The organism is Actinoplanes sp. CA-051413, from assembly GCF_050955795.1.
GTDB lineage: Bacteria > Actinomycetota > Actinomycetes > Mycobacteriales > Micromonosporaceae > Actinoplanes.
In genome coordinates this window covers 9,527,803-9,549,647 of record NZ_CP192100.1, presented here as the reverse complement: position 1 = coordinate 9,549,647, position 21,845 = coordinate 9,527,803, and the positions used below count along the sequence as shown (strand labels likewise).

Genomic DNA, 21,845 nt, shown 5'->3' with positions numbered 1-21,845 from the left:
TCCTTCAATGATGCCCAGTTCCGAAGAGTACGGGCCGTACTTCTTACCTACAAGCTGCCTGATTCGTTACCCAAGGTAAAGACATGACTGAAGATGAGTCACGTTGCATCGTACACATGTTCTAAAACCTGAGGCCCGGTACCTTCTTCTCGTGACTGATCCGACCGGTATCGCAACGACCGCGCAGGTCAGCGGCGATCCGCTGCTGCAGCAAGATCACCCGGTCGTGATGGGCGTGCTCAACGTGACCCCGGATTCCTTCTCCGACGGCGGGCGGTATGCCGATGTCGACGCCGCTGTCAAGCACGCCGTTGCGCTGCGCCGGGACGGAGCCGACATCATCGACATCGGCGGCGAATCCACCCGGCCGGGCGCCGATCGGGTGGACGGTCCGACCGAGATCGCGCGGGTGCTGCCGGTGATCAAGGCGCTGGCCGGCGCCGGCGTACCGCTGAGCATCGACACCACCCGGGCCGAGGTGGCCGCCGCGGCCCTGGCCGCCGGAGCCGTGCTGGTCAACGACGTCTCGGGCGGGCTGGCCGACCCCGGCATGGCCGCCGTGGTGGCGGACGCCGGCTGCCCGTGGATCCTCATGCACTGGCGCGGGCACTCCCGCCGGATGCTCGACCTAGCGCAGTACGACGACGTCGTGGCCGAGGTCCGCGCTGAACTGCTGGAGCGGGTGGACGCCGCGGTCACCGCGGGCGTCGACCCCGGGCGGCTGATCCTCGATCCCGGCATCGGCTTCGCCAAGCGCGCCGAGCACAACTGGGCGCTCAGCGCGCACCTGGACGAGCTGATCGCTCTCGGACATCCGGTGCTCTTCGCGGCCAGCCGCAAGACGTACCTCGGCCGGCTGCTGGCCGGGCCGGACGGCGAGCCGCGGCCCGTGGACGGCCGCGAAGCGGCGACGATCGCCACGTCGGTGCTGGCGGTCGCGGCCGGGGCGTGGGGCGTCCGGGTCCATGACGTACGCGCGACCGTCGACGCCCTGGCCGTGTGGCGCGCCACCGGCAGCCCGCGCATTTCACGATCAACAACCGGGGGTACGCCGTGAGCGACCGCATCTCCCTGCACGGCCTGCGCGTCCGGGGCCACCACGGGGTCTTCGACTTCGAACGGCGCGACGGCCAGGACTTCGTGGTCGACGTCGAGCTGGAACTCGACCTCGCCAGGGCGGCGGCCAGCGACGACGTCACCGACACCGTCCACTACGGCGAGCTGGCCGGCCGGCTGGCCGAGGTGATCGCCGGCGAGCCGGTCAACCTGATCGAGACGCTGGCCGACCGGCTCGCGGCGGTCTGCCTGGCCGACGTCCGGGTCACCGCGGCCACGGTCACCGTGCACAAGCCGCAGGCACCGATCCCGCTCGAGTTCGCCGACGTGGCGGTCACCGTCCGGCGGGCCCGATGACCCGGGCGATCCTCTCGCTGGGCAGCAACCTCGGCGACCGGTACGCGTACCTCAAAGGCGCGGTGGAGCAGCTCGGCGAGAGCGTCGTCCTGGTCTCGGGGGTCTACGAGACGCCGCCCTGGGGTGACGTCGACCAGCCGGCGTACCTGAATGCGGTGGTCCTGGCCGTGGACCCGGCGGCGGATCCGGCCGGCTGGCTCACCCGGGTCCGCGCGGTCGAGCAGGCGGCGGACCGCGTCCGGGACCCACAGCGGCGCTTCGGCCCTCGCACCCTGGACGTGGACGTGATCGCGGTGTGGCAGGACGACGGGACGCCCGTGCTCAGTGACGACCCCGAGCTGACCCTGCCGCATCCCCGGGCGCACCAGCGGGCGTTCGTGCTCAAACCCTGGCTCGACCTGCAGCCCTACGCCCAGCTGCCCGGGCACGGCTGGGTCACCGACCTGCTGAACGCCCCGGAGCTCACCGCCGACGCGAACGCACTGACCCCGCGGCCCGATCTGCCGTTAGAGTCACAAGAGTGAGCAGTAACCCCGGCGGCGGCGCACCCGATCCGTCGATGCGGCCGACCAGCCTGTCCGTCCTGGTGGTCGCCGCGCTGGCCGCCGCCGCGGTCGGCTGGCTGCTGCTCAGCGCCCTGTATTCGCAGATGCCCCGGCTGCCCTGGCTGCCGATCATCGTGCTCGGCACGCTGGCCGTCGTCGAGGCGACCCTCGCGCAGAACACGGCGGCCCGGATCCAGCGCAAGCCCGGCGCGCCCCGGGTCGACCCGCTGGCCGTCGCCCGGTACGCCGTGCTGGCCAAGGCGTCGGCGCTGGCCGGTGCGTTGTTCGGAGGCTTCTCCGCCGGGCTGCTGGCCTGGCTGGCGCTGGAGCCGACCAGGGCCGCCCGTGACGACGTCCCGGCTGCCATCGCCGGGGTGGTCGCGGCGCTCGCGCTCGTCGGCGCGGCGCTGTGGCTGGAACGCTCCTGCCGGGTGCCGGAGCAACCCGACCAGAAGGACAGCGGCGGCCCGGGCCGGCAGGCCGGACGGTCCTGATCGAGTCCGATCCGGGACTTGAACTGAGGGCCCCTCGTTTCCGTATGCTGTGCCGGCGGCGAAGGAGGTGTGCGAGATGGCCTACGACGAGACCACATATCGGCGTAATACCGGTGACCAGGGCGAAAGTGACCCGGCGGCGTACCGGGCCGGCATCGCGGCCACCGACTTCCGGGCCCGGCGGCGCGACCTCGATCCCGACGAGGGCGAGGGAGTTCAGCTCGTCGAGCCGGCCGGTGACACCGGTCGCCGCGGCGGGGACTTCGACGACGGGCGCGACCGGCTGGGCATCCACATCGGCTGGGAGATCGTCCTGCTGCTGGCGGTCGCCGCGATCGCGTACCTGCTCTATCGGCTCGATCCGGCCAGCCTGCGCCGCCCGGCGCTGGACACTCTGCTCATCACCGGTGCCTCGATCGGCCTGCTTGCTCTCGGCGCCGGCCTGACGCTGCGCGCCGGCGTACCCAATCTCGCGGTCGGCCCGATCGCCCTGGGCGCCGCGCTGCACTTCGCCGAGAACGGTGACGAGGGCCTGATCCAGGCGGCCGTGCCGGCGCTGATCGTGGCCGCCGCCGGTGGCCTGATCGCGGCCGTCTTCGTGCTCGTGCTGCACGTGCCCGGCTGGGCCGCGACGCTCGGCGGGGCCATGGGCGTCATCGTCTACGACCAGCTGCGCACCGCACCGGTCACCGTGCAGGCCGGCTACGACCCGGCCAACCAGGCGTTCTACCTCTTCGGCGGCTTCGCCCTGCTGGCCGTCATCGGCGGCGCGCTGGGCACCGTGATGCCGATCCGGCGGCTGGTCGGCCGGCAGCGACCGGCCGGCGACCCGGCCCTGCGACGCGGAGTGGCCGCGGCGTTCCCGGTGATCGCCGCGTTGGTGCTCTCGTCTGTCTTCGCGGTCGGCGCGGGCATCCTCATGGCCGCCCAGTCCACTGCGCCCATCGCGCCCGGCACCGGCCTGGAGTGGACCGGCCTCGCCTTCGGCGCGGCCCTGCTCGCCGGCACCAGCGCCTACGGCCGGCGCGGCGGCATCTTCGGCACGCTGCTGGCGGTGGCCGGGCTGACGCTCTTCCTGGACTACGCGGCCCGCCGCGACTTCGACATCGCGCTGTTCGCGATCGCGGCCTGCGCGATCGGCGGCGGCCTGATCGTCACCCGGCTGGTCGAGACGTACGGGCGCCCGCTGTTGGTCCCCGCGGCGGCGGACTGGAATGCCGCGGCCTCGGCCGGCACCACCTGGACCCCGGACATGCCGCAGACCTGGTCCACCTCGCCCGAGCCGCCGGACAGCAAGCCCCTGCGCTGGGACGAGGGGCCCTGGGGCAGTGCCCGTTGAGGGTGCGCGGTTGCGCCCTATGCTGGCAGTCATGACCGACTCGACCTTCGCCGAACTGGACGCCCTGCCCACCGAGGAGCTGCGCGAGCGGGCCTTCGCGAAGGCGCGGGAGCGCCGTGACCTGAGCTTCTTCTGGTCCGTGTTCAAGCACCTGCCCGACGCGGACGAGGCGGCGTCGCTGGACGGCGCGCCGAACACGGTGGGCCCGACGATCGAAGAAGCGGTCGCTCTGTGGCGTGAACTGACCGGACACGGGTACGGGGAGCAGGAGCCGCTGCTTCGGGCAGCCTTCATCGATTACCTGCAAAAGCACTGAGACCACCGCAAGGCACACATTCACGGATATCAGTTCCGACGCGTTTGGCGAGTGGAATCCGCAGGGAAATAGCGGGTTCATGGCTCTCACCAACCGCTACAAAACTGCGCCCGGCGCGGGCACGATAGCCGCGCTGATACTCGTCCTGGTCTTCGGCAGCCCCTGGTACGCCGACTGGGCCCAGGACAACACCAACCCGGAGACCGCCGGAGGCTGGTGGCTGCGCCTGCTGGCCTGGCCGCACTGGCGCTTCGACTCCGACGACTCGCTGCGCTCGATCATCATCGGCGACCTCAAGGCGATCCTGGTGGTCGTGCTGACGCTGGTCTTCCTCTACCTGCTGCCCGGCTCGCAACTGGCCCGGGCCCGCGGCACGATCAGCCAGTTCTTCGCCGGCTGGGCCGCCTACATCTTCGCCGGTGGCTTCGCCGCCCTGCTGACCACGCTGTTCCTGGCCAACCCGTCGCTGCTGGGCGCGTTCCGGACAGCCGGGGAGGGCGCCACCTACGGCCTCTTCGTCGGCTGGATCATCGGACTCGCCACCCTCGGCGGCCGGCGCGGCACCCGCTAGAGCCTCGTTCCCGGCCCGGCCGTGCGGCGTCCCGCGCCGCCGTACGATCCGGGCCCGCCGCGGCACCAGGTGACCGCCGCCCCCGCGGGCACCGCACCGCCGCGACACCCCGCGGCGTGACCGGACGATCTCCCCGTCCTCCGGTCACGCCGCGGCTCGCTGTCAGGCCGGCGCCGTTGCTGTCCCGGCCGCCGTCGCCGCTGTCAGGCCGCGGCTTGCTGTCAGGCCGGCGCCGCCGCTTCCGCGTTCGGGGCGTCGAAGAGGGCCGAGCGGGACACCGCACCTACCGGTTTACCGTCGGAGACCACCACGACGTTGAGCGAGTCGCTGGTCAGCATCACGGCGAGCGCGTCGTAGAGGGTGCCCGAGACGTCGACCGTGGGCAGGCGCCCGATCTCCTCGATCTGCCCGACCGGGCGCATCGCGTCGCGCACCGGGGTGACCGCCAGCCGCCGTACCCCCCGGTCGGTGCCGACGAACTCGCTCACCGACGCCGACGCCGGCTTGCTGAGCAGGTCGGCCGGGGTCGCGTACTGCATGAGCCGGCCGCCCTCGGCCAGCACCGCGATCCGGTCGCCCAGCCGTACGGCTTCATCGATGTCGTGGGTGACCAGCACGATGGTCTTGCGGACCGCCTCCTGGAGCCGGAGGAACTCCTCCTGCAGCCGGCCGCGCACGATCGGGTCGACCGCGGAGAACGGCTCGTCCATGAGCAGCACGAGCGGGTCGGCCGCGAGGGCCCGGGCCACGCCCACCCGCTGGCGCTGACCGCCGGAGAGCTCGTGCGGATAGCGGCCGCCGTAGCGCTTCGGGTCGAGCCCGACCAGCTCGAGCAGCTCCTCCGCGCGGTCCTTGATCCGCTTACGGTTCCAGCCCAGCAGCCGCGGCACCGTGCCGATGTTGGTGCGGATGCTCTGGTGCGGGAACAGCCCGACGTTCTGGATCACGTAGCCGATCTGCCGGCGCAGCTCGACCGGGTCCTGCTGCGAGACGTCCGAGCCGTCGATCAGGATGCGGCCCTTGGACGGCTCGATCAGCCTGTTGATCATGCGGAGCACGGTGGACTTGCCGCATCCGGACGGCCCGATCAGCACGGCGAGCTCGCCCGCCCGCACCTCCAGGCTGATGTCGCCGACCGCCACGGTCCCGTCCGGATAGACCTTCCCGACGTTCTCGAGCGTGATAGACGCCGCGGTCCGGCCAGCGCCGGAGTCGTTGATCGCGGTAGCGTCCACGTATGTCCTTCCTGTCGAGGGCCCCGGTGCCTGCGTGGCCCCTCGCTGCTCCCGGGGAGCTGGCCGCCCCCGCCGATGACGGGCCGGGAAATCCGTGGTTCTCGTGGCGCTATGTCCACGACAACGCCGGCGAGATCCTGTCCGCACTGCAGTTGCACGCGGGTCTCACCGCCCGTGCGGTGATCATCGCGCTGATCGTCGCGTTGCCGCTCGCGGTCGTCTCCTACTGGTGGCGACCACTGACCGGCCCGATTCTTGCACTCTCCGGCGTCCTCTACACGATCCCGTCGCTGGCACTTCTCGCCCTGGTCGCGCCGGCGGTCGGCACGACCAGCGACACGTCGGTGCTGATCGCCCTCGTGCTGTACGCGCTGCTGGTGCTCACCCGCAACTCGCTGGCCGGGCTCACCCAGGTCCCGGCCGAGGTCCGCGACGCGGCGGCCGGCATGGGCTACGGGCGCTTCGGCCGGCTGTGGCGCATCGAGCTGCCGCTGGCCCTGCCCGGCATCCTCACCGGCCTGCGGCTGGCCACCGTCTCCACCGTGGCGCTGGTCACAGTCGGCTCGCTGATCGGCAAGGGCGGCCTCGGCGAGATGATCCTCGGCGGCTTCCGGAACAACTTCTACAAAGCCGAGATCATGACCGGGACGCTGCTCTGCGTCGGCCTGGCGCTGGTCCTCGACCTGACCCTGGCCGGAGTGGGCCGGCTGCTCACCCCGTGGGCGAGGGAGCGCAGCTCGTGAACTACTTCCAAGAGGGCTTCGTCTGGTTCAACGACCCGCTCAACTGGACCAACCCCGGCGGCCTGTTCGACCGCCTCCAGGAACACCTGCTGATCAGCCTGTGGGCGGTGCTGCTGGGCTGCGTCATCGGCTGGCCGCTCGGCATCTGGCTCGGCCACCGCGGCCGGGGCGGCGGCGCGGTGCTCACCTTCGCCAACCTGACGCTGGCCATCCCCACCCTGGCCCTGCTCACCATCCTGCCGCTGACCCCGCTCGGCTTCGGCCAGCCCCCGGTGGTCGTCGCGCTGGCCGTCTTCGCGGTGCCGCCGCTGCTGGCCAACGCGTACACGGGGCTGCGCCAGATCGACCCGGAGACCCGGGAAGCGGCGCGCGGGATGGGGCTCTCCGGCGGGCAGGTGCTGCGGCGGGTGGAGCTGCCGTTGTCGGTGCCGTACCTGGCGGCCGGGCTGCGCACCGCGGCCGTGCAGGTGGTGGCGACCGCCGCACTGGCCGCGTTCGTCAACGGCGGCGGACTCGGCGAGATCATCTCCGCGGGCTTCGGGATCGGGATGAGTAACGGCGGCGGCGGGCAGATCGTGGCGGGCGGCATCGCTGTGGCGCTGCTCGCATTGCTGGTGGAAGCGGTGCTCGCAGGCGTACAACGACTGGTGACACCGGCCGCGCTCCGGACGGACCGGCGCCGCCGGCCCACCGCGGCGGCCCCGGCCGGGTAATGGTCTCGCATCGTTACGTAACTTGTCGGACCCTGCGAGTAGGAATGAACGTGGGCCGCTCAGCGCGCCCGACAAACTGAAAACACACGGGCATCGGACACCGACTGCCCGTCGGACACGCGGCGCGGCCCCTGGCCGTGCCGGGACACAGAAGGCGGCAGTATGCGTCGACACCTGCTCTTGACGGCCGGCACCCTCATGACCGCCGCCGTCATCCTCGCCGGCTGCGGCGAGTCCGGCTCCTCCGGCACGGAGGCCCCCGCGAGCTCGGCCGCGGGCAACGGCTGCGCCCCCGTCGCCGGCGACAAGCTCGTCGTCCTCACCGACGACAAAAACCTGCAGAACACCGACAACATCGTCCCCGCGATCAACAAGAAGGCCTCGTCGCCGCAGCTCATCGCCGCCCTCGACAAGGTCTCCGCGGCGCTCGACACGACCAAGCTGATCGAGCTCAACAAGGCCGTCGACATCGACCGCAAGTCGTCCAAGGCGGCCGCCGAGGAGTTCGCCACGGCCAACTCCATCACCACCGGCATCGAGAAGGGCCCCGGCGGCGACCTGACGGTCGGCGCGGCCAACTTCAGCGAGAACGCGACCCTCGGCGAGCTCTACAACCTCGCGCTGACGGCTGCGGGCTACAAGGTCAAGGTCCAGCAGATCGGCAACCGCGAGCTGTACGAGCCGGCCCTGGAGAAGGGCGACATCGACGTCGTCCCGGAGTACGCGGCCACCCTGGCGACGTTCCTGTCCGGCAAGGTCGACGGCAAGAGCGCCAAGGACCCGTCCTCGCCGCAGCTCGACACCACGATGACCAACCTGACCGCCCTCGGTGACAAGGTCGGCCTGGTCTTCGGCAAGCCCTCCACGGCGCAGGACCAGAACGCCTTCGCCACCACGGAGGCCTTCTCCACCAAGTACGCGGTCAAGACCCTGTCCGACCTCGCGGCCAAGTGCTCGGGTGCGGCGACCGTCCTCGGTGGCCCGCCGGAGTGCCCGCAGCGGCCCAAGTGCCAGCAGGGCCTCGTCGAGACCTACAAGTTCGAGGCGGGCAAGTTCAGCTCGCTCGACGCGGGCGGCCCGCTCACGAAGACCGGCCTCAAGCAGGGCACCATCAGCGTCGGCCTGGTCTTCAGCTCGGACGGCGCCCTGGCCGCCGGCTGACGACTGACTGTCGCCGGTTCCTCACCGGCCGACCGAATCACCCCGGATGCGGGGCATCGCAAGAGCGATGCCCCGCATCTGCCCGTTTCGCGACGCCTGCCGCTCTCGGTAGCATCTGCGACCATGCCTGACCGGGACCCCGAGGCGCCGCCCAACGCCCGCCTACTCACGGCCCTGATCTGGGCCGGCGTCGGCCTGGCCCCGGTCGCCGCCCTCGTCGCGCTGCTCGGCGGCAGCGACAACTCGATCCGCTTCGCGGTGCTGCTCATCGCCGTCTGCGTAGTCCTGATCGGCGCGGCGCTGCTGGTCCGCAACGATCCGGTGCTGCTCAAGATGGACGTCGAGGACCAGGTCACGGCGATGCGCGACGAGCTGCGGGAGGAGATCGCGGCCAGCGCCCGGGGGACGGGCCAGCGGGTCAAGGCGTTGCAGGACGAGATGACGCGGATGCGGGCGGCCGGGTCGCCGGTTGCGGCGCTGGCCCCGGCGGGACCGCGACCGATGGGCGCGGCCGCGCCGATGGGTGCCGGGCCGAATGGCGCCGGGCCGGGGGTCGCAGCCGGGCGGATGGGTCCCGGGTCGAATAGTGCAGGGCCGGGGGTCGCGCCCGGGCGGATGAGTGCGGGACCGAATGGCGCTGGGCCGGTGGGTGCGGCCGGGCGGATGGGTGCCGGGCCGGCGGGCGCTGAGCTGACGGGCGCGGGAACGACGGGCGCTGAGTCGATGGGTGGCGGGCCGAATGGTGCTGGCCGGGTGGCGGCTGGGCACACGACCGGTGGTCGCGCGTCGGCCGCCGTGCCGGGGGCTGCTGCGGGCGCTGCGCAGGTGGCCCGGGCCGGTGGGCCGGTACCGGGGACCGGGCGCGACGCGGGGCTGGTCGGTTCCGGTGGCCGGGCGTCGGGCGCTGTGCGGGGGACCGCGGGCGGCGCGGTGCAGGCGGCCCGAATCGGCGGCCGGGCGTCGGCTCCGGTGCCGGGATCGCCCGCTGCGCCGGGGCAGGCGCAAGCCGGTGGGTGGTTGCCGGATCCGGATCGCGACTCCGGGTCCGTCGGCACCGCCAGGCCGGTGGTGGCGACCGCATCCGTGGCCCCGGCCGTGACGCCCATGTCGGCGCCCAGGGCCTCCGGCGCCGCTGCTGTTTCGGCGCCGGTAGCAGTGGCCACGGCGCGGCCCGCCGCTGCGGCGCCGCGTCAGCGTGGTGCCGCGGTGGTGCCACCGACAAACCCCGCTGGCTACGCCGACTCGGCCGGGCACAGCGGCCCCTACGGTCCCGGACTGTCCGGATCGGCCTGGGCCGAGCGCGGGGCAGCCGCCGAATACGACGCTCCCGCCACCGCCGACGCCGGCTACGCGAAGGAGACCCCGGCCGCGCAGCAGCCGTCCCGACGGCATGCGGCCCCTGACACAGGCACGGACATCGCCCGCTACGGCCTGAGCGCCCTCCCGGAGCCGCAAGCGCATGGTGCCGCGTCCTACGGCGCCGGCTACGACGTTCCCGGCAGCTACGCCGTCCCGGGCGGCCACAACGCCCCAGCCGGCCTCGACGCCAACTCCGGCTTCGATGCCCAAGCCGGCTTCGACGGCCGGTCCGGCTTTGATGCCCAAGCCGGCTTCGACGCCGAGTCCGGGTTTGACGGCCGGTCCGGCTTCAACGCCGAGTCCGGCTTCAATGCCGAGTCCGGCCTTGACGGCCGGTCCGGCTTCAACGCCCGGTCCAGCTTCAACGCCCGGTCCGGCTTTGACGGCCAGTCTGGCTTTGACGCCGAGTCGGGCTATGGCGCCGAGTCCGGTTTTGATGCCCAAGCCGGCTTTGACGCGCAGTCCGATTTCGACGGCGCCCAAAGCGGCTATACCAACCAGAACCACGGCTACGCCGAAACCGGGGCCGCGGCGTGGACCTCAACCCCGGGCCACTACGGCTACGCCGCTCCCACGGCCCAGGACCAGCCCGAGACCGGCGGCTACGACTACCCCGACCCCACAGCCGACGACCGCCCGAGAAGCAGCGGCTTCGGCCGTGCGGATTCGCCGTTCTTCGCCCAGGACCCGTCCGGCGGCTTCGTGCTCGACAACGAATATCCGCAGCCCGACCAGCCGGAAGGCACCGCCCCGAACACCTACGGCCGGCCCGCCGACCAGTACGGCCCCGACCCCATGGCCGCCCAGCCCGGCTGGGCGCCGCGCAGCCACGAACCGCGAGGCGGCTGGTAGGCGCTACTTGTCGATGTCTCCGACCACGAAGAACATCGACCCCAGGATCGCGATCAGGTCCGGCACCAGGCAGCCGGGGATCAGCGTCGCCAGCGCCTGGACGTTGGCGTACGACGCCGTACGCAGTTTGAGGCGCCACGGGGTTTTTTCGCCTCGGGACACCAGGTAGTAGCCGTTGATGCCGAGCGGGTTCTCCGTCCACGCGTACGTGTGGCCCTCCGGGGCCTTGACCACCTTGGGCAGGCGCACGTTGACCGGGCCGCTGAGCTGGTCCACCCGGTCCAGGCAGGCCTGGGCCAGGTCCAGGGACACGTACACCTGGTCCAGCAGCACCTCGAAGCGGGCGTGGCAGTCGCCGGCCTCCCGGGTCACCACGGGCACGTCCAGCTGGTCGTACGCCAGGTACGGCTCGTCGCGCCGCAGGTCCAGGTCGAGGCCGCTGGCCCGGGCCACCGGGCCGGAGGCGCCGTACGCCGCCGCTTGCTCCGCGGTCAGCACGCCCACGCCGACCGTGCGGGCCAGGAAGATGTCGTTGCGCCGGATCAGCCGGTCGATGTCCGGCATCCGGCGGCGCACCTCGTCGATCGCCGTACGGGCCCGGGACGTCCAGCCCGCCGGAACCTCCTCCTTGAGGCCGCCGACGCGGTTGAACATGTAGTGGATGCGGCCGCCGGAGACCTCCTCCATGACGGCCTGCAGCGTCTCCCGCTCGCGGAACGCGTAGAACATCGGGGTGATCGCGCCGATCTCCAGCGGGTACGAGCCGAGAAACATCAGGTGGTTCAGCACCCGGTTCAGCTCGGCGAGCGCCATCCGCAGCCAGGTCGCGCGTTCGGGCACCTCGATGCCCATGAGGCGTTCCACGGCCAGCGCGACGCCCAGCTCGTTGGAGAACGCCGAGAGCCAGTCGTGCCGGTTGGCCAGGACGATGATCTGCCGGTAGTCGCGCACCTCGAAGAGTTTCTCGGCGCCGCGGTGCATGTAGCCGACGATCGGCTCGCAGGACACCACGCGTTCGCCGTCGAGGGTGAGCTTGAGCCGCAGCACGCCGTGCGTGGACGGGTGCTGGGGGCCGATGTTGAGCACCATGTCGGCCGTGTCCAGACCGGACCCGGTGCCGACGGTCATCTCCCGCAGGTCGCTCATGCCAGCATCGTCCCACGGAGCTTGATGCCGACCTCGTGCAGCAGCCACCAGTGCCCGCCCAGCCCGGCCGGGTCGATCAGTTCGCCGGCGGCGCCGGCCGAGCTCAGCGCGCGCAGGTAGGCCGCGGGGTCGCTGCGGGCCAGGTCCAGCGGTGGCCGGCCGCCGCCGATCCCGAGGCCGCGCAGGGCGGCCCGCTGACTGATGATCCGGTACGCCGTCCCGGCAGCCGCCGCGGCCGAGTCGACAGCCACATGGGCGGTCACGTCGGTGCTGCCGTCCGGCCGGGGCGGCACCTGCCGTCCGTCCCGGTACCCGGTCAGAGTGCCCAGAGGCGGTCGCGCCGACCGCACGTGCCCGTAGTCGATCGCGAGCGCGCAGCCCCGCCGGACCGCCGCGACCGCGTCCGCCCAGGCGACGTCGCGGGGCCAGCCCACTTCGATCCGGTCGCCGGGCCGGGCCGCCGGCCACCAGCGGCTCAGCCAGAACCGGTCGGCCGCGTCCACGTCGGGCCCGAGCAGCTCCTCGCCGGTGGCGGGGTCGACGAGCACCCGCCGGGCCCGGCCCTCGGTGTCGACCTCGGCCACGTCCAGCGGCACGTTGTCCAGCCATTCGGTGGCCAGCAGCATCCCGGTGACGTGCTCGGGCACGTACCGCTGCCAGGAGATGTCGGCCGGCAGACCCGCCGGCCGGGCGGCGACCTCGACGCCGACGAAGCGGACCCGGTGGGCCAGGCCGTGCGCGGGGTCGGTGTCGAGCAGGGCGTGCAGGGCGGCGAGCAGTTCGCCGCGGCCGGCGCCCACGTCGACGACGTCGAGGGTGGCCGGCCGGCCCAGGGCGGCGTCGACCTCGCTGATCAGTCGCAGCAGGGCCCGGGCGAACAGCGGGGAGGCGTGCACGCTGGTCCGGAAGTGGTCCGCGGGGCCCTCGGTGGCCCGGGTGAAGAAGCCGCCCGGTCCGTACAGGGCCGTGGTCATCGCCGCTCGCCAACCCAGGCTCGTCACGCTTGCCAATCTAGGCGCAAACGGCCGGTGCAGTTGTTCACACGCCCTTGTCACGAGCGTGTTACATCGGCGCATACTTGCGATCGACCGGTACCCCTTTCACGAGGACTGGATCTTTCTATGAGCGCTGTGCCGCGCGCCGGAAAGCGCGCTCGCCCCCTGGTCGTGGGTGTGGTCGGAGCCGGCCGGGTGGGTGCCGTGCTCGGTGCCGCCCTGGCGGACGCCGGGCACCGGATCGTCGCCGCGGCTGCCGTCTCCGCCGCCTCGCGGGAGCGCGCCCAGCGCCTCCTGCCGCAGGCCGCGATCCTGCCCGCCGACGAGGTCGCCCGGGCCGCCACCGATCTGCTGCTGCTCGCCGTTCCGGATGATCACCTCGCTGCCGTCGTGTCCGGCCTGGTCGCGACCGGCTCGCTGGGCTCCGGCACGGTCGTGGCGCACACCTCGGGCGCGCACGGCCTGGCGGTCCTCGGTGATCGCGACGGCCTCGCGCTGCACCCGGCGATGACCTTCACCGGCGCCGACACCGACCTGGACCGGCTGCCCGGCATCGCCTGGGGCGTCACCGCCCGCGACCGAGCTTTCGCCGCTCGGCTGGTCACCGACCTCGGCGGGGTGCCGGAGTGGGTCGCCGAGGATGCCCGCCCGCTCTACCACGCGGCCCTCGCGCACGGCGCGAACCACCTGGTCACGCTGGTCAACGAGGCCGCCGACCTGCTGCGCGCGGCCGGTGTCGAGCGCCCCGAGGCGGTGCTGTCGCCGCTGCTGCACGCGGCCCTGGACAACGCGCTGAGCCTCGGCGATGCCGCGCTGACCGGCCCGGTGTCGCGGGGTGACGCGGGCACCGTGGGCAAACACCTGAGCCGGATCGCGCCGGAGTCCGTACCGGCGTATCTCGCACTCGCCCGGCGCACCGCCGACCGGGCCATCGCCGCCGGGCGGCTGCGGCCGCAGGACGCGACGCTGTTGATGGATGTTCTCGCCCAGGCGACCGTAGGGAGTCCCTCATGACCGCGCTCATCCACACCCGGGCCGAGCTGGCCGCCGCCCGCGCCGCCGCGACCGGCCGGGTGGCCGTCGTGATGACCATGGGTGCCCTGCACGAGGGGCACCGGCAGCTGATGCGCGTCGCCCGGGAGCGGGGCGATTTCGTCATCGTCACGGTGTTCGTGAACCCGCTGCAGTTCGGGCCGAACGAGGACTTCGACAAGTACCCGCGCACCCTGGCCGCCGACGTCGAGGCGTGCCGGGCCGAGCAGGTCGACGTGGTGTTCGCGCCGGACCGCGACGAGATGTATCCGGGCGGCACGCCGCAGGTGACGCTGAACGCCGGCGCGATGGGCGAGATCCTCGAGGGCGCCAGCCGCCCGGGGCATTTCTCCGGGATGCTCACCGTGGTCGCCAAGCTGCTCCTGCTGACCCGGGCCGACCTGGCGTTCTTCGGCGAGAAGGACTTCCAGCAGCTGGCCCTGATCACCCGGATGGTCAAGGACCTGGAGATCGGCGTCGAGATCGTCGGCGTCCCTACGGTCCGCGAGGCCGACGGTCTGGCGCTGTCCAGCCGCAACCGCTACCTGTCGGCGGAGCAGCGGGTGGCGGCCCTGGCGCTGTCGCACGCCCTGCGGGAGGGGGCCGCGCAGACGGACGCGCAGAGCGTGCTGGAGGCGGCCGGCAAGATCCTCGCCGACGAGCCCGGCGTGCAGGTCGACTATCTGTCGCTCACCGACCCGCTGCTCGGCCCGGCGCCCACCGACGGGCCCGCGCGGCTGCTCGTCGCGGCCAAGGTCGGCAGCACCCGGCTGATCGACAATGTTCCGGTCCTGCTGGGAAAGGCCGCTCGATGATCCGCACCATGCTCAAGTCCAAGGTCCACCGGGCCACGGTCACCCAGGCCGACCTGCACTACGTGGGCTCGGTGACCGTGGACCTCGACCTGATGGAGGCGGCCGACCTGCTGGCCGGCGAGCAGGTCGCGATCGTCGACGTCACCAACGGCGCGCGGCTGGAGACGTACGTGATCCCGGGCGAGCGCGGCACGGGCGTCATCGGCATCAACGGCGCCGCCGCGCACCTGGTGCACCCCGGTGACCTGGTCATCCTGATCTCGTACGGGCAGCTGACCGACGCCGAGGCCCGGTCGTACCGGCCGCGGGTGGTGCACGTGGACGCGGACAACAAGATCATCGAGCTGGGCACGGATCCGGCCGCGGTCGCGGACGGCATGGCCGGTGATCCGGTACGCGCGGACGGCGCCCTGCTGGCCGGCTGACCGAGGTTCTGCGCCAAGCCGCCGCACCGGTCGGGTCGATTGCCCTATGATCGACAAATCGGACATCGGCCGGCTCTCGGGAGGCTCGGTTCATGCGACACCTGCCCCGGCTGCGCCGTGCGCGGCGGTGGCCGGTCGCGGCGGCGCTGAGCCTGCTCACGCTGGCCCTCGCCGCCGGGTGCGGCAATCCGGCCGGCGTCGACGGGGACCTCACCGACGGCTGGGCGGCGATCGGCGTACCGACCGGCTTCACCCCGGCCGCGGAGACGTGCCACCTGGCCAACTTCGCCACGTTCGGGCCCCGGTCGACGTACGAGGAAGTCGACTGCAAGCTCAAACACCGCACCGAGACCGTGTACGTCGGCACCTACCCCAGCCCCGCCGCCGAGGCGTCCGACCCGCCGGCGCAGGACTCGGCGGGGGCGCGGGCGGCGTACAAGAACTGCGATGCCAAGACCACGGCGTACGTGGGCGGGCCGTGGCGTACCGCCCGGCTCTGGATCGGGGTGACCCAGCCGACCCGGGCCGCCTGGACCGGGGGCGCCCGGTGGTACCGCTGCGAGGTGCTGGTGAGCAGCTCGGTCGAGGACGACGGCGGCCTGGTGCAGCGGGTCGGCAGTTTGCGCGGGGCACTCGACGAGCCCGCTTCGCCGCTGCTGCTGACCTGCTACAACGTGCTGCTCGACAAGGACGGCAAGATCAGCACGATGCCGGCCCGGGAGTGCTCGGCCAAGCACAACGCGGAGTTCGTGGGCATCTGGGACGCCGGGAACGTCGGCTATCCCCGGACCACCGAGCAGTGGGACAAGTTCCACGACGGGTGCCGCAGCCGGATCGCCTCGTACGTCGGCGTGCCGGACGACGACGACCTGCAGTTCCGGGCCGGCGTGATCTCGTTGCCGGGCGGGAACGACGTCTGGGAACTGGGCGACCGCGGTGTGCGCTGCTACCTGTGGCTGGACGCGACGACCCTCACGTCGTCGCTGAAGGGCAAGGGCGGCAAGGCCATGCCGGTCCAGTACCAGTAACGCCCGGCACTTCTTGCCGCCCCGCCCGTGATTTCCGCGCCCGCGCGATGTTGACTGAGCGCATGTCGCATCTTGCCGACCTTCCGGCGCTACCCCGCCGTCTGGCCGCCGCCGAGCCCGGCTGGACCGAGACCACCGACGTGCTGGTGGTCGGCTCCGGCGTCGCGGGCCTGACCGCCGCCCTGCACCTGCGCGAGGCGGGCCTGCACGTCACCGTCGTCACCAAGGTCAACATCGACGACGGTTCGACGCGCTGGGCCCAGGGCGGCATCGCGGGCGTGCTCGACCCGCTGGACACCCCCGAGGCCCACGCGTTCGACACCGAGATCGCCGGGGTCGGCCTGTGCGACCCCGCGGCGGTACGCGTCCTGGTCGAGGAGGGCCCGGCCCGGATCCGCGAGCTGATGCGGATGGGCGCCGAGTTCGACCGCAACGCCGACGGCTCGCTGATGCTCACCCGCGAGGGCGGGCACCGCGCCGATCGGATCGTCCACGCGGGCGGCGACGCCACCGGCGCCGAGGTGCAGCGGGCCCTGCACGAGGCGGTGCACCGCGACCCGTGGATCCGCCTGGTCGAGCACGCCCTGGTGCTGGATCTGCTGCGGGCCGCCGACGGCCGCGCCTGCGGCATCACCCTGCACGTGCTGGGCGAGGGCAGCGAGGACGGCGTCGGCGCGATCCTGGCGCGCGCGGTCGTGCTGGCCACCGGCGGCATGGGCCAGATCTTCGCCTCGACCACCAACCCGGCGGTCTCCACCGGCGACGGCGTGGCGCTGGCCCTGCGCGCCGGGGCCCGGGTCACCGACGTGGAGTTCGTCCAGTTCCACCCGACGTCGTTCATGACCGCCGGGGTGACCTCGGTGCAGCGGCCGCTGATCTCCGAGGCGCTGCGCGGCGAGGGCGCCCACCTGGTCGACGAGACCGGCAAGCGGTTCATGGTCGGCCAGCACGAGCTGGCCGAGCTGGCCCCGCGCGACGTGGTGGCCAAGGGCATCCACCGGGTGCTGCGGGCCACCGGGGCCGACCATGTCTATCTGGACGCGCGGCACCTGGGCAAGGAGTTCCTGGAGCAGCGGTTCCCGACGATCGTGGCGTCCACCCGGGCGGCCGGCGTCGACCCGGCGACCGAGCTCATCCCGGTCGCCCCGGCGGCCCACTACGCCTCCGGCGGCGTCCGCACCGACCTGCGCGGCCGCACCTCCATCCCGGGCCTGTACGCCTGCGGCGAAGTGGCCTGCACGGGTGTGCACGGCGCGAACCGGCTGGCCAGCAACTCGCTGCTGGAGGGCCTGGTCTTCTCCCGGCGCATCGCCGACGACATCGTGGCCGAGCTGCCTCCGCAGGCCGATCCGGTGGCGCCGGCCGGCGAGCCCGGCTGGGTCGTTGCCCCGGCGATCCGCGGCGACCTGCAGCGGTCGATGACCCGCGGGGCCGGCGTGCTGCGCTCGGCCGACTCGCTCGCGGCCACCGCCAAGGAGCTGGCCCGCCTCGGCGAGCAGCGCGGCACCCCGCACAACGCGGCCTGGGAGGCCACCAACCTGCTGACCGTCGCGGCCACCCTGGTGGCCTCGGCGGCCGAACGCCGGGAGACGCGCGGCTGCCACTGGCGCGAGGACTACCCGAACGCCCTGGACGAGTGGCGCGGGCACCTGCTGGACGCGATCGACGCCAAGGGTGCGATCACCCAGACCTTCGAGGAGATGGCATGACGGGCTTGGACCTGGCCGAGGTGGAGCGGGTCGTCTACACGGCGCTGGCCGAGGACCTCGGTGACCCGCCGCGCGACGTGACCAGCGAGGCGACCATCCCGGGCGACCAGGTCGACACGGCCGAGCTGGTGGCCCGCGCGCCCGGCGTGGTGGCCGGCCTGCCGGTCGCGGCCCAGGTCTTCGCGGCCACCTCCGGCGGTACGGCCACCTTCGACCAGCGGATCGAGGAGGGCACCCGGGTCGTCCGCGGCGACGTCCTCGCCGTGGTGACCGGCCCGACCCGTTCGCTGCTGACCGCGGAGCGCACCGCCCTGAACCTGCTCTGCCGGATGTCCGGTGTGGCCACCCACACCCGCAAGTGGGCGGACGAGCTGGCCGGCACCAAAGCGACGGTGCTGGACACCCGCAAGACCACCCCGGGCCTGCGCGCGCTGGAGAAGTACGCGGTCCGCGTCGGCGGCGGCACCAACAAGCGCATGGGCCTCTACGACGTGGCCATGATCAAGGACAACCACAAGCTCGCGGCCGGCAGCATCACGGCGGCCTACCGCCTGGTCCGCTCGACCTTCCCGGACGTGCCGGTGCAGGTCGAGGTGACCACGCTCGCCGAGGCCCGGGAGGCGGTCGAGGCCGGCGCCGACTTCCTGCTCTGCGACAACATGACCCCCGAGTTGCTGCGCGAGGTGGTGGCCGCGGTCGGCGACCGGGCCGAGCTGGAGGCGACCGGCAATCTGACCCTGGAGACGGTCGGGGCCTACGGCGGCACGGGCGTGGACTATCTCTCGGTGGGCGCGCTGACCCACTCCTCCCCGATCCTGGACATCGCCCTGGACCTCCGCCCCCGCTGAGAGCTTGGGCCGCCCGGTGGGGCGGCCCGGTCGGCGTGACCAAGACTGGTGTGGTGTAGTCGCCGGTGCTGCGGTTGTGGAGCCCGACGCCCGTACCTTCGATCGATCGGGATTTTGATGCTTCTCTGCATTGACATCGGAAACACCAACACTGTTCTGGCCACCTTCGACGGGGACAAGCTCGTCCACAACTGGCGGATCAAGACCGATGCCCGGTCCACCGCCGACGAGCTCGGGCTGATGTTCCGCGGCCTGCTCGCCGGCGACGCGGTGGAGATCACCGGGGTGGCCGCCTGCTCGACCGTGCCGGCGGCGCTGCGATCACTGCGGACGATGCTCGGGCGCTACTACGGCGACCTGCCCAACGTGATCGTCGAGCCGGGCGTGAAGACCGGGGTGCAGCTGGCCATCGACAACCCCAAGGAGGTCGGCGCGGACCGGGTGGTCAACACGCTGGCCGCGCACGCCCTCTACGGTGGTCCCTCGATCGTGGTCGATTTCGGCACCACCACCAACTTCGACGTGATCAGCGCCCGCGGCGAGTTCCTGGGCGGGGCGTTCGCGCCGGGCATCGAGATCTCCTTCGACGCGCTGGCCGCCCGGGCCGCCCAGCTGCGCAAGGTCGAGCCGGCCAAGCCCCGCTCGGTGATCGGCAAGAACACGGTGGAGTGCCTGCAGTCCGGCCTCTACTACGGCGTGGCCGGCCAGGTGGATCGGATCGTCGAGCTGATGACCGCCGAGATCGGGTCGGTACGCTCGGTCATCGCCACCGGCGGCCTGGCCTGGCTGGTCAAGGACGCCTGCCGGACGATCACCGCGCACGAGCCGATGATCACGCTGATCGGGCTGCGGATGGTATATGAGCGGAACGTCTGAACCGGCCTTAGTAGGCTCTTCCGCAACCCGAACCCCTACAGAGAGTCGTGCCGTGACCGAGCAGAACGCCCCAGCAGCCGTTGACCCCGCCGAGGACCTCCCCGAGCAGATGCGGGTCCGCCGGTCGAAGCGGGACCGGCTGCTGGCCGAGGGCGTCGAGCCGTACCCGGTCGGTTTCGAGCGCACCGCGACGCTCGCCGAGATCCGCGAGAAGTACGCCGAGCTGGCCACCGACACGGCCTCCGGCGACACGGTCGGCATCACCGGCCGGGTGATCTTCGTACGCAACGGCGGCAAGCTCTGCTTCGCCACGCTGCGCGACGGTGACGGCACCGAGCTGCAGGCCATGCTGTCGCTCGACAAGGTCGGCGCCGAGGCCCTCGAGCAGTGGAAGCGCCTGGTCGACCTGGGTGACCTGGTCGGCATCACCGGCGAGGTGATCACCAGCCGCCGGGGTGAGCTCTCCGTGCTCGCCTCGTCCTGGACGATGACCGCCAAGGCCCTGCGCCCGCTGCCGGTCGCGCACCGCCCGCTGGGCGAGGAGACCCGGGTCCGGCAGCGCTACGTCGACCTGATCGTGCGCCCGCAGGCCCGGGAGATGGTCCGGACCCGGGCGACCGCGGTACGCAGCCTCCGCGAGTCGCTGTTCGCGCGCAATTATCTCGAAGTGGAGACGCCGATGTTGCAGTTGCTGCACGGCGGGGCCACCGCGCGCCCGTTTGTGACGCACAGCAACGCACTCGACATAGAACTCTACCTGCGTATCGCCCCGGAACTCTTTTTGAAGCGGGCCGTGGTCGGCGGCATCGAACGGGTCTTCGAGATCAACCGCAACTTCCGCAATGAGGGCATGGATTCCACGCACTCGCCGGAGTTCGCGATGCTCGAGGCGTACCAGGCGTATGCCGACTACAACGTCATGCAGCAGCAGGTGCGCGAGTGGATTCAGGAGGCCGCGAACGCAACCGCCGGCTCACACATCGTGACGCACTTCGACGGCACCGAGTTGGACCTCGGCGGCGAGTGGCGTTCGGTGACGCTCTTCGGTTCTCTGTCCGAGGCGCTCGGTGAAGAAGTGACCGTCCGCACAGATCTGGCGAGCCTGCAGCGGTATGCCGAAAAGCATGACCTTTCCGTCGACCCGAAGTGGGGCCCGGGCAAGCTCGCCGAGGAACTCTTCGAGCACCTCGTGCAGCACACCCTGCAGCAGCCGACCTTCGTGCGCGACTATCCCGAGGAGACCACGCCGCTGACCCGGGCGCACCGCTCCGAGCCCGGCCTGACGGAGAAGTGGGACCTCTACGTCCTGGGATTCGAGCTGGCCACCGCGTACTCGGAGCTGGTCGACCCGGTGGTGCAGCGCGAGCGCCTGGTCGCGCAGTCGTTGCTGGCCGCCGGCGGCGACGCCGAGGCGATGCAGCTCGACGAGGATTTCCTGCGCTCGATGGAGTACGGAATGCCGCCCGCCGGTGGCATGGGAATGGGAATCGACCGGCTTCTGATGGCGCTCACCGGGCTGGGCATTCGGGAAACGATCCTGTTCCCCTTGGTACGCCCGGAGTAGGGCGTACCGGGACACGATTTACATCGGCACCGCGGCAATCGGCTGCCCGCCATTGACGGATCACGCGGCCCGGGCGTTATTGTTCACGGGGATTGGGTGAACAGAGAACCTGTGTTCGGAAGGATAACGGCGCGTGGCCAAGCAGATCATTCACAAGCTGGTCGATGACCTCGACGGCGGTGACGCCGAGGAGACCGTCAAGTTCGCCCTCGACGGCATTCAGTACGAGATCGACCTGTCCGAGTCGAACGCGGCGAAATTGCGCGACATCTTCGCGCCGTACGTGGGCGCGGGGGCCAAGGTCGCGCGCGGCGGGGTCGTCGTCGGCGGCCGGGCCGCCCGCGGCCGCGGCGGTGCGACCGCCGACCGCGAGCAGAACAAGGCCATCCGGGAGTGGGCCAAGAAGGCCGGCAAGGACATCTCCGACCGGGGCCGGATCCCGCAGGAGATCGTGGACGAGTTCCACGCCAAGGGGCCCGGCCGCTGAGCCGATCGGCCTGACGAAGGGTCCGGGGCGCGTGAGCGCCACGGACCCTTCGGCTTTTCGCGCGCTCTTCGCCGACCTTGCGTAAGTTATCCACAGGGGTGACGAGCGTTGTCCACAGGCTGTGGACGGGGCTTCGGGCGCGCGGGATTTCGCTGTGCGCGTACTCCGCAAGGGTGGGG

Annotated in this window: 23 protein-coding genes; 20 read left to right on the top strand and 3 right to left on the bottom strand. The window is 72.0% G+C overall.

Annotated features, from left to right (window positions below; genetic code table 11):
• Positions 1 to 229: 229 nt before the first annotated feature.
• The 7 genes from folP to ACQP2Y_RS45030 all read left to right on the top strand — a co-directional run bounded on the left by folP (position 230) and on the right by ACQP2Y_RS45030 (position 4,678).
• Positions 230 to 1,057: a dihydropteroate synthase gene (gene folP / locus ACQP2Y_RS45060; RefSeq protein ID WP_433732370.1), complete on the top strand. Its 828-nt coding sequence runs from the start codon at positions 230 to 232 to the stop codon at positions 1,055 to 1,057.
• Complete coding sequence (gene folB / locus ACQP2Y_RS45055) at positions 1,054 to 1,413, top strand: dihydroneopterin aldolase (RefSeq protein ID WP_433722857.1); 360 nt, start codon at positions 1,054 to 1,056, stop codon at positions 1,411 to 1,413. The genes folP and folB overlap by 4 nt, the downstream gene beginning before the upstream one ends.
• Positions 1,410 to 1,937, top strand: a complete 528-nt coding sequence (gene folK / locus ACQP2Y_RS45050; RefSeq protein WP_433722855.1) for a 2-amino-4-hydroxy-6-hydroxymethyldihydropteridine diphosphokinase — start codon at positions 1,410 to 1,412, stop codon at positions 1,935 to 1,937. The genes folB and folK overlap by 4 nt, the downstream gene beginning before the upstream one ends.
• A gap of 35 nt (positions 1,938 to 1,972) precedes the next feature.
• Positions 1,973 to 2,452, top strand: coding sequence for a DUF3180 domain-containing protein (locus tag ACQP2Y_RS45045; protein WP_433732368.1), 480 nt, complete (start codon positions 1,973 to 1,975; stop codon positions 2,450 to 2,452).
• Between the two features lie 76 nt (positions 2,453 to 2,528).
• The gene (locus tag ACQP2Y_RS45040) at positions 2,529 to 3,791 is read left to right on the top strand and encodes an ABC transporter permease (protein WP_433722853.1); all 1,263 of its coding nucleotides are present in this window, start codon (positions 2,529 to 2,531) and stop codon (positions 3,789 to 3,791) included.
• Positions 3,792 to 3,822: 31 nt separating this feature from the next.
• Positions 3,823 to 4,107, top strand: a complete 285-nt coding sequence (locus ACQP2Y_RS45035) for a hypothetical protein (protein ID WP_433722851.1) — start codon at positions 3,823 to 3,825, stop codon at positions 4,105 to 4,107.
• A 79-nt stretch (positions 4,108 to 4,186) separates the two neighbouring features.
• On the top strand, positions 4,187 to 4,678 hold the full coding sequence (locus ACQP2Y_RS45030) for a hypothetical protein (RefSeq protein WP_360834922.1): 492 nt from the start codon (positions 4,187 to 4,189) through the stop codon (positions 4,676 to 4,678).
• Between the two features lie 221 nt (positions 4,679 to 4,899).
• Here ACQP2Y_RS45030 and ACQP2Y_RS45025 read toward each other — a convergent pair whose 3' ends face one another.
• Positions 4,900 to 5,913, bottom strand: a complete 1,014-nt coding sequence (locus tag ACQP2Y_RS45025; protein WP_433722849.1) for an ABC transporter ATP-binding protein — start codon at positions 5,911 to 5,913, stop codon at positions 4,900 to 4,902.
• Between the two features lie 2 nt (positions 5,914 to 5,915).
• Between ACQP2Y_RS45025 and ACQP2Y_RS45020 the strand changes: the two genes are divergently transcribed.
• The 4 genes from ACQP2Y_RS45020 (at position 5,916) to ACQP2Y_RS45005 (ending at position 10,741) form a co-directional block, all read left to right on the top strand.
• Entirely contained in the window at positions 5,916 to 6,656 is a 741-nt protein-coding gene (locus ACQP2Y_RS45020) for an ABC transporter permease (protein ID WP_433722847.1), read from the top strand.
• Complete coding sequence (locus tag ACQP2Y_RS45015) at positions 6,653 to 7,369, top strand: ABC transporter permease (protein WP_433722845.1); 717 nt, start codon at positions 6,653 to 6,655, stop codon at positions 7,367 to 7,369. Before ACQP2Y_RS45020 ends, ACQP2Y_RS45015 begins: the two co-directional genes overlap by 4 nt.
• A gap of 162 nt (positions 7,370 to 7,531) precedes the next feature.
• Positions 7,532 to 8,530: a glycine betaine ABC transporter substrate-binding protein gene (locus ACQP2Y_RS45010; protein WP_433722843.1), complete on the top strand. Its 999-nt coding sequence runs from the start codon at positions 7,532 to 7,534 to the stop codon at positions 8,528 to 8,530.
• Between the two features lie 123 nt (positions 8,531 to 8,653).
• Positions 8,654 to 10,741, top strand: a complete 2,088-nt coding sequence (locus ACQP2Y_RS45005; RefSeq protein WP_433722841.1) for a hypothetical protein — start codon at positions 8,654 to 8,656, stop codon at positions 10,739 to 10,741.
• Positions 10,742 to 10,744: 3 nt separating this feature from the next.
• Here the strand turns inward: ACQP2Y_RS45005 and ACQP2Y_RS45000 are convergent, their stop codons facing one another.
• Positions 10,745 to 11,887 (bottom strand): NADH-quinone oxidoreductase subunit D, encoded by a 1,143-nt coding sequence (locus ACQP2Y_RS45000; protein WP_433722839.1) that lies wholly within the window; start codon positions 11,885 to 11,887, stop codon positions 10,745 to 10,747.
• Positions 11,884 to 12,861, bottom strand: coding sequence for an SAM-dependent methyltransferase (locus tag ACQP2Y_RS44995; RefSeq protein ID WP_433732366.1), 978 nt, complete (start codon positions 12,859 to 12,861; stop codon positions 11,884 to 11,886). Before ACQP2Y_RS44995 ends, ACQP2Y_RS45000 begins: the two co-directional genes overlap by 4 nt.
• Positions 12,862 to 13,008: 147 nt before the next feature.
• Here ACQP2Y_RS44995 and ACQP2Y_RS44990 point away from each other — a divergent pair, with 147 nt between their 5' ends.
• From ACQP2Y_RS44990 to ACQP2Y_RS44950, 9 genes are all read left to right on the top strand, one after another.
• Entirely contained in the window at positions 13,009 to 13,896 is an 888-nt protein-coding gene (locus tag ACQP2Y_RS44990) for a Rossmann-like and DUF2520 domain-containing protein (RefSeq protein ID WP_433722837.1), read from the top strand.
• Positions 13,893 to 14,729 carry a pantoate--beta-alanine ligase gene (gene panC, locus ACQP2Y_RS44985; protein WP_433722835.1) on the top strand — a complete coding sequence of 279 codons (837 nt, stop codon included), beginning with the start codon at positions 13,893 to 13,895 and terminating at the stop codon, positions 14,727 to 14,729. The genes ACQP2Y_RS44990 and panC overlap by 4 nt, the downstream gene beginning before the upstream one ends.
• On the top strand, positions 14,726 to 15,154 hold the full coding sequence (panD, locus tag ACQP2Y_RS44980) for an aspartate 1-decarboxylase (protein WP_433722833.1): 429 nt from the start codon (positions 14,726 to 14,728) through the stop codon (positions 15,152 to 15,154). Before panC ends, panD begins: the two co-directional genes overlap by 4 nt.
• 92 nt (positions 15,155 to 15,246) lie before the next feature.
• Entirely contained in the window at positions 15,247 to 16,182 is a 936-nt protein-coding gene (locus ACQP2Y_RS44975; RefSeq protein WP_433722831.1) for a septum formation family protein, read from the top strand.
• Between the two features lie 62 nt (positions 16,183 to 16,244).
• The gene (locus ACQP2Y_RS44970; RefSeq protein ID WP_433722829.1) at positions 16,245 to 17,891 is read left to right on the top strand and encodes an L-aspartate oxidase; all 1,647 of its coding nucleotides are present in this window, start codon (positions 16,245 to 16,247) and stop codon (positions 17,889 to 17,891) included.
• Positions 17,888 to 18,739 (top strand): carboxylating nicotinate-nucleotide diphosphorylase, encoded by an 852-nt coding sequence (gene nadC, locus ACQP2Y_RS44965; RefSeq protein WP_360819432.1) that lies wholly within the window; start codon positions 17,888 to 17,890, stop codon positions 18,737 to 18,739. The genes ACQP2Y_RS44970 and nadC overlap by 4 nt, the downstream gene beginning before the upstream one ends.
• A gap of 117 nt (positions 18,740 to 18,856) precedes the next feature.
• Positions 18,857 to 19,615: a type III pantothenate kinase gene (locus ACQP2Y_RS44960; RefSeq protein WP_212987869.1), complete on the top strand. Its 759-nt coding sequence runs from the start codon at positions 18,857 to 18,859 to the stop codon at positions 19,613 to 19,615.
• 52 nt (positions 19,616 to 19,667) lie between these two features.
• Positions 19,668 to 21,179, top strand: coding sequence for a lysine--tRNA ligase (gene lysS, locus ACQP2Y_RS44955; protein ID WP_433722826.1), 1,512 nt, complete (start codon positions 19,668 to 19,670; stop codon positions 21,177 to 21,179).
• Positions 21,180 to 21,312: 133 nt separating this feature from the next.
• On the top strand, positions 21,313 to 21,666 hold the full coding sequence (locus tag ACQP2Y_RS44950) for a histone-like nucleoid-structuring protein Lsr2 (RefSeq protein WP_433722824.1): 354 nt from the start codon (positions 21,313 to 21,315) through the stop codon (positions 21,664 to 21,666).
• Positions 21,667 to 21,845: the final 179 nt, after the last annotated feature.

Excerpts from the sequence above, each read along its gene's own strand:
- ACQP2Y_RS45045 (WP_433732368.1), top strand. The coding sequence starts at position 1,973 with ATGCGGCCGACCAGCCTGTCCGTCCTGGTGGTCGCCGCGCTGGCCGCC.
- panD (WP_433722833.1), top strand. The coding sequence starts at position 14,726 with ATGATCCGCACCATGCTCAAGTCCAAGGTCCACCGGGCCACGGTCACC.
- ACQP2Y_RS45000 (WP_433722839.1), bottom strand. The coding sequence starts at position 11,887 with ATGAGCGACCTGCGGGAGATGACCGTCGGCACCGGGTCCGGTCTGGAC.
- folK (WP_433722855.1), top strand. The coding sequence starts at position 1,410 with ATGACCCGGGCGATCCTCTCGCTGGGCAGCAACCTCGGCGACCGGTAC.
- ACQP2Y_RS44960 (WP_212987869.1), top strand. The coding sequence starts at position 18,857 with ATGCTTCTCTGCATTGACATCGGAAACACCAACACTGTTCTGGCCACC.
- ACQP2Y_RS45010 (WP_433722843.1), top strand. The coding sequence starts at position 7,532 with ATGCGTCGACACCTGCTCTTGACGGCCGGCACCCTCATGACCGCCGCC.
- ACQP2Y_RS45030 (WP_360834922.1), top strand. The coding sequence starts at position 4,187 with ATGGCTCTCACCAACCGCTACAAAACTGCGCCCGGCGCGGGCACGATA.
- ACQP2Y_RS45040 (WP_433722853.1), top strand. The coding sequence starts at position 2,529 with ATGGCCTACGACGAGACCACATATCGGCGTAATACCGGTGACCAGGGC.
- ACQP2Y_RS45020 (WP_433722847.1), top strand. The coding sequence starts at position 5,916 with ATGTCCTTCCTGTCGAGGGCCCCGGTGCCTGCGTGGCCCCTCGCTGCT.
- panC (WP_433722835.1), top strand. The coding sequence starts at position 13,893 with ATGACCGCGCTCATCCACACCCGGGCCGAGCTGGCCGCCGCCCGCGCC.
- folP (WP_433732370.1), top strand. The coding sequence starts at position 230 with ATGGGCGTGCTCAACGTGACCCCGGATTCCTTCTCCGACGGCGGGCGG.
- nadC (WP_360819432.1), top strand. The coding sequence starts at position 17,888 with ATGACGGGCTTGGACCTGGCCGAGGTGGAGCGGGTCGTCTACACGGCG.
- ACQP2Y_RS45035 (WP_433722851.1), top strand. The coding sequence starts at position 3,823 with ATGACCGACTCGACCTTCGCCGAACTGGACGCCCTGCCCACCGAGGAG.
- ACQP2Y_RS44990 (WP_433722837.1), top strand. The coding sequence starts at position 13,009 with ATGAGCGCTGTGCCGCGCGCCGGAAAGCGCGCTCGCCCCCTGGTCGTG.
- ACQP2Y_RS44995 (WP_433732366.1), bottom strand. The coding sequence starts at position 12,861 with ATGACCACGGCCCTGTACGGACCGGGCGGCTTCTTCACCCGGGCCACC.
- ACQP2Y_RS44975 (WP_433722831.1), top strand. The coding sequence starts at position 15,247 with ATGCGACACCTGCCCCGGCTGCGCCGTGCGCGGCGGTGGCCGGTCGCG.
- ACQP2Y_RS44970 (WP_433722829.1), top strand. The coding sequence starts at position 16,245 with ATGTCGCATCTTGCCGACCTTCCGGCGCTACCCCGCCGTCTGGCCGCC.
- ACQP2Y_RS45005 (WP_433722841.1), top strand. The coding sequence starts at position 8,654 with ATGCCTGACCGGGACCCCGAGGCGCCGCCCAACGCCCGCCTACTCACG.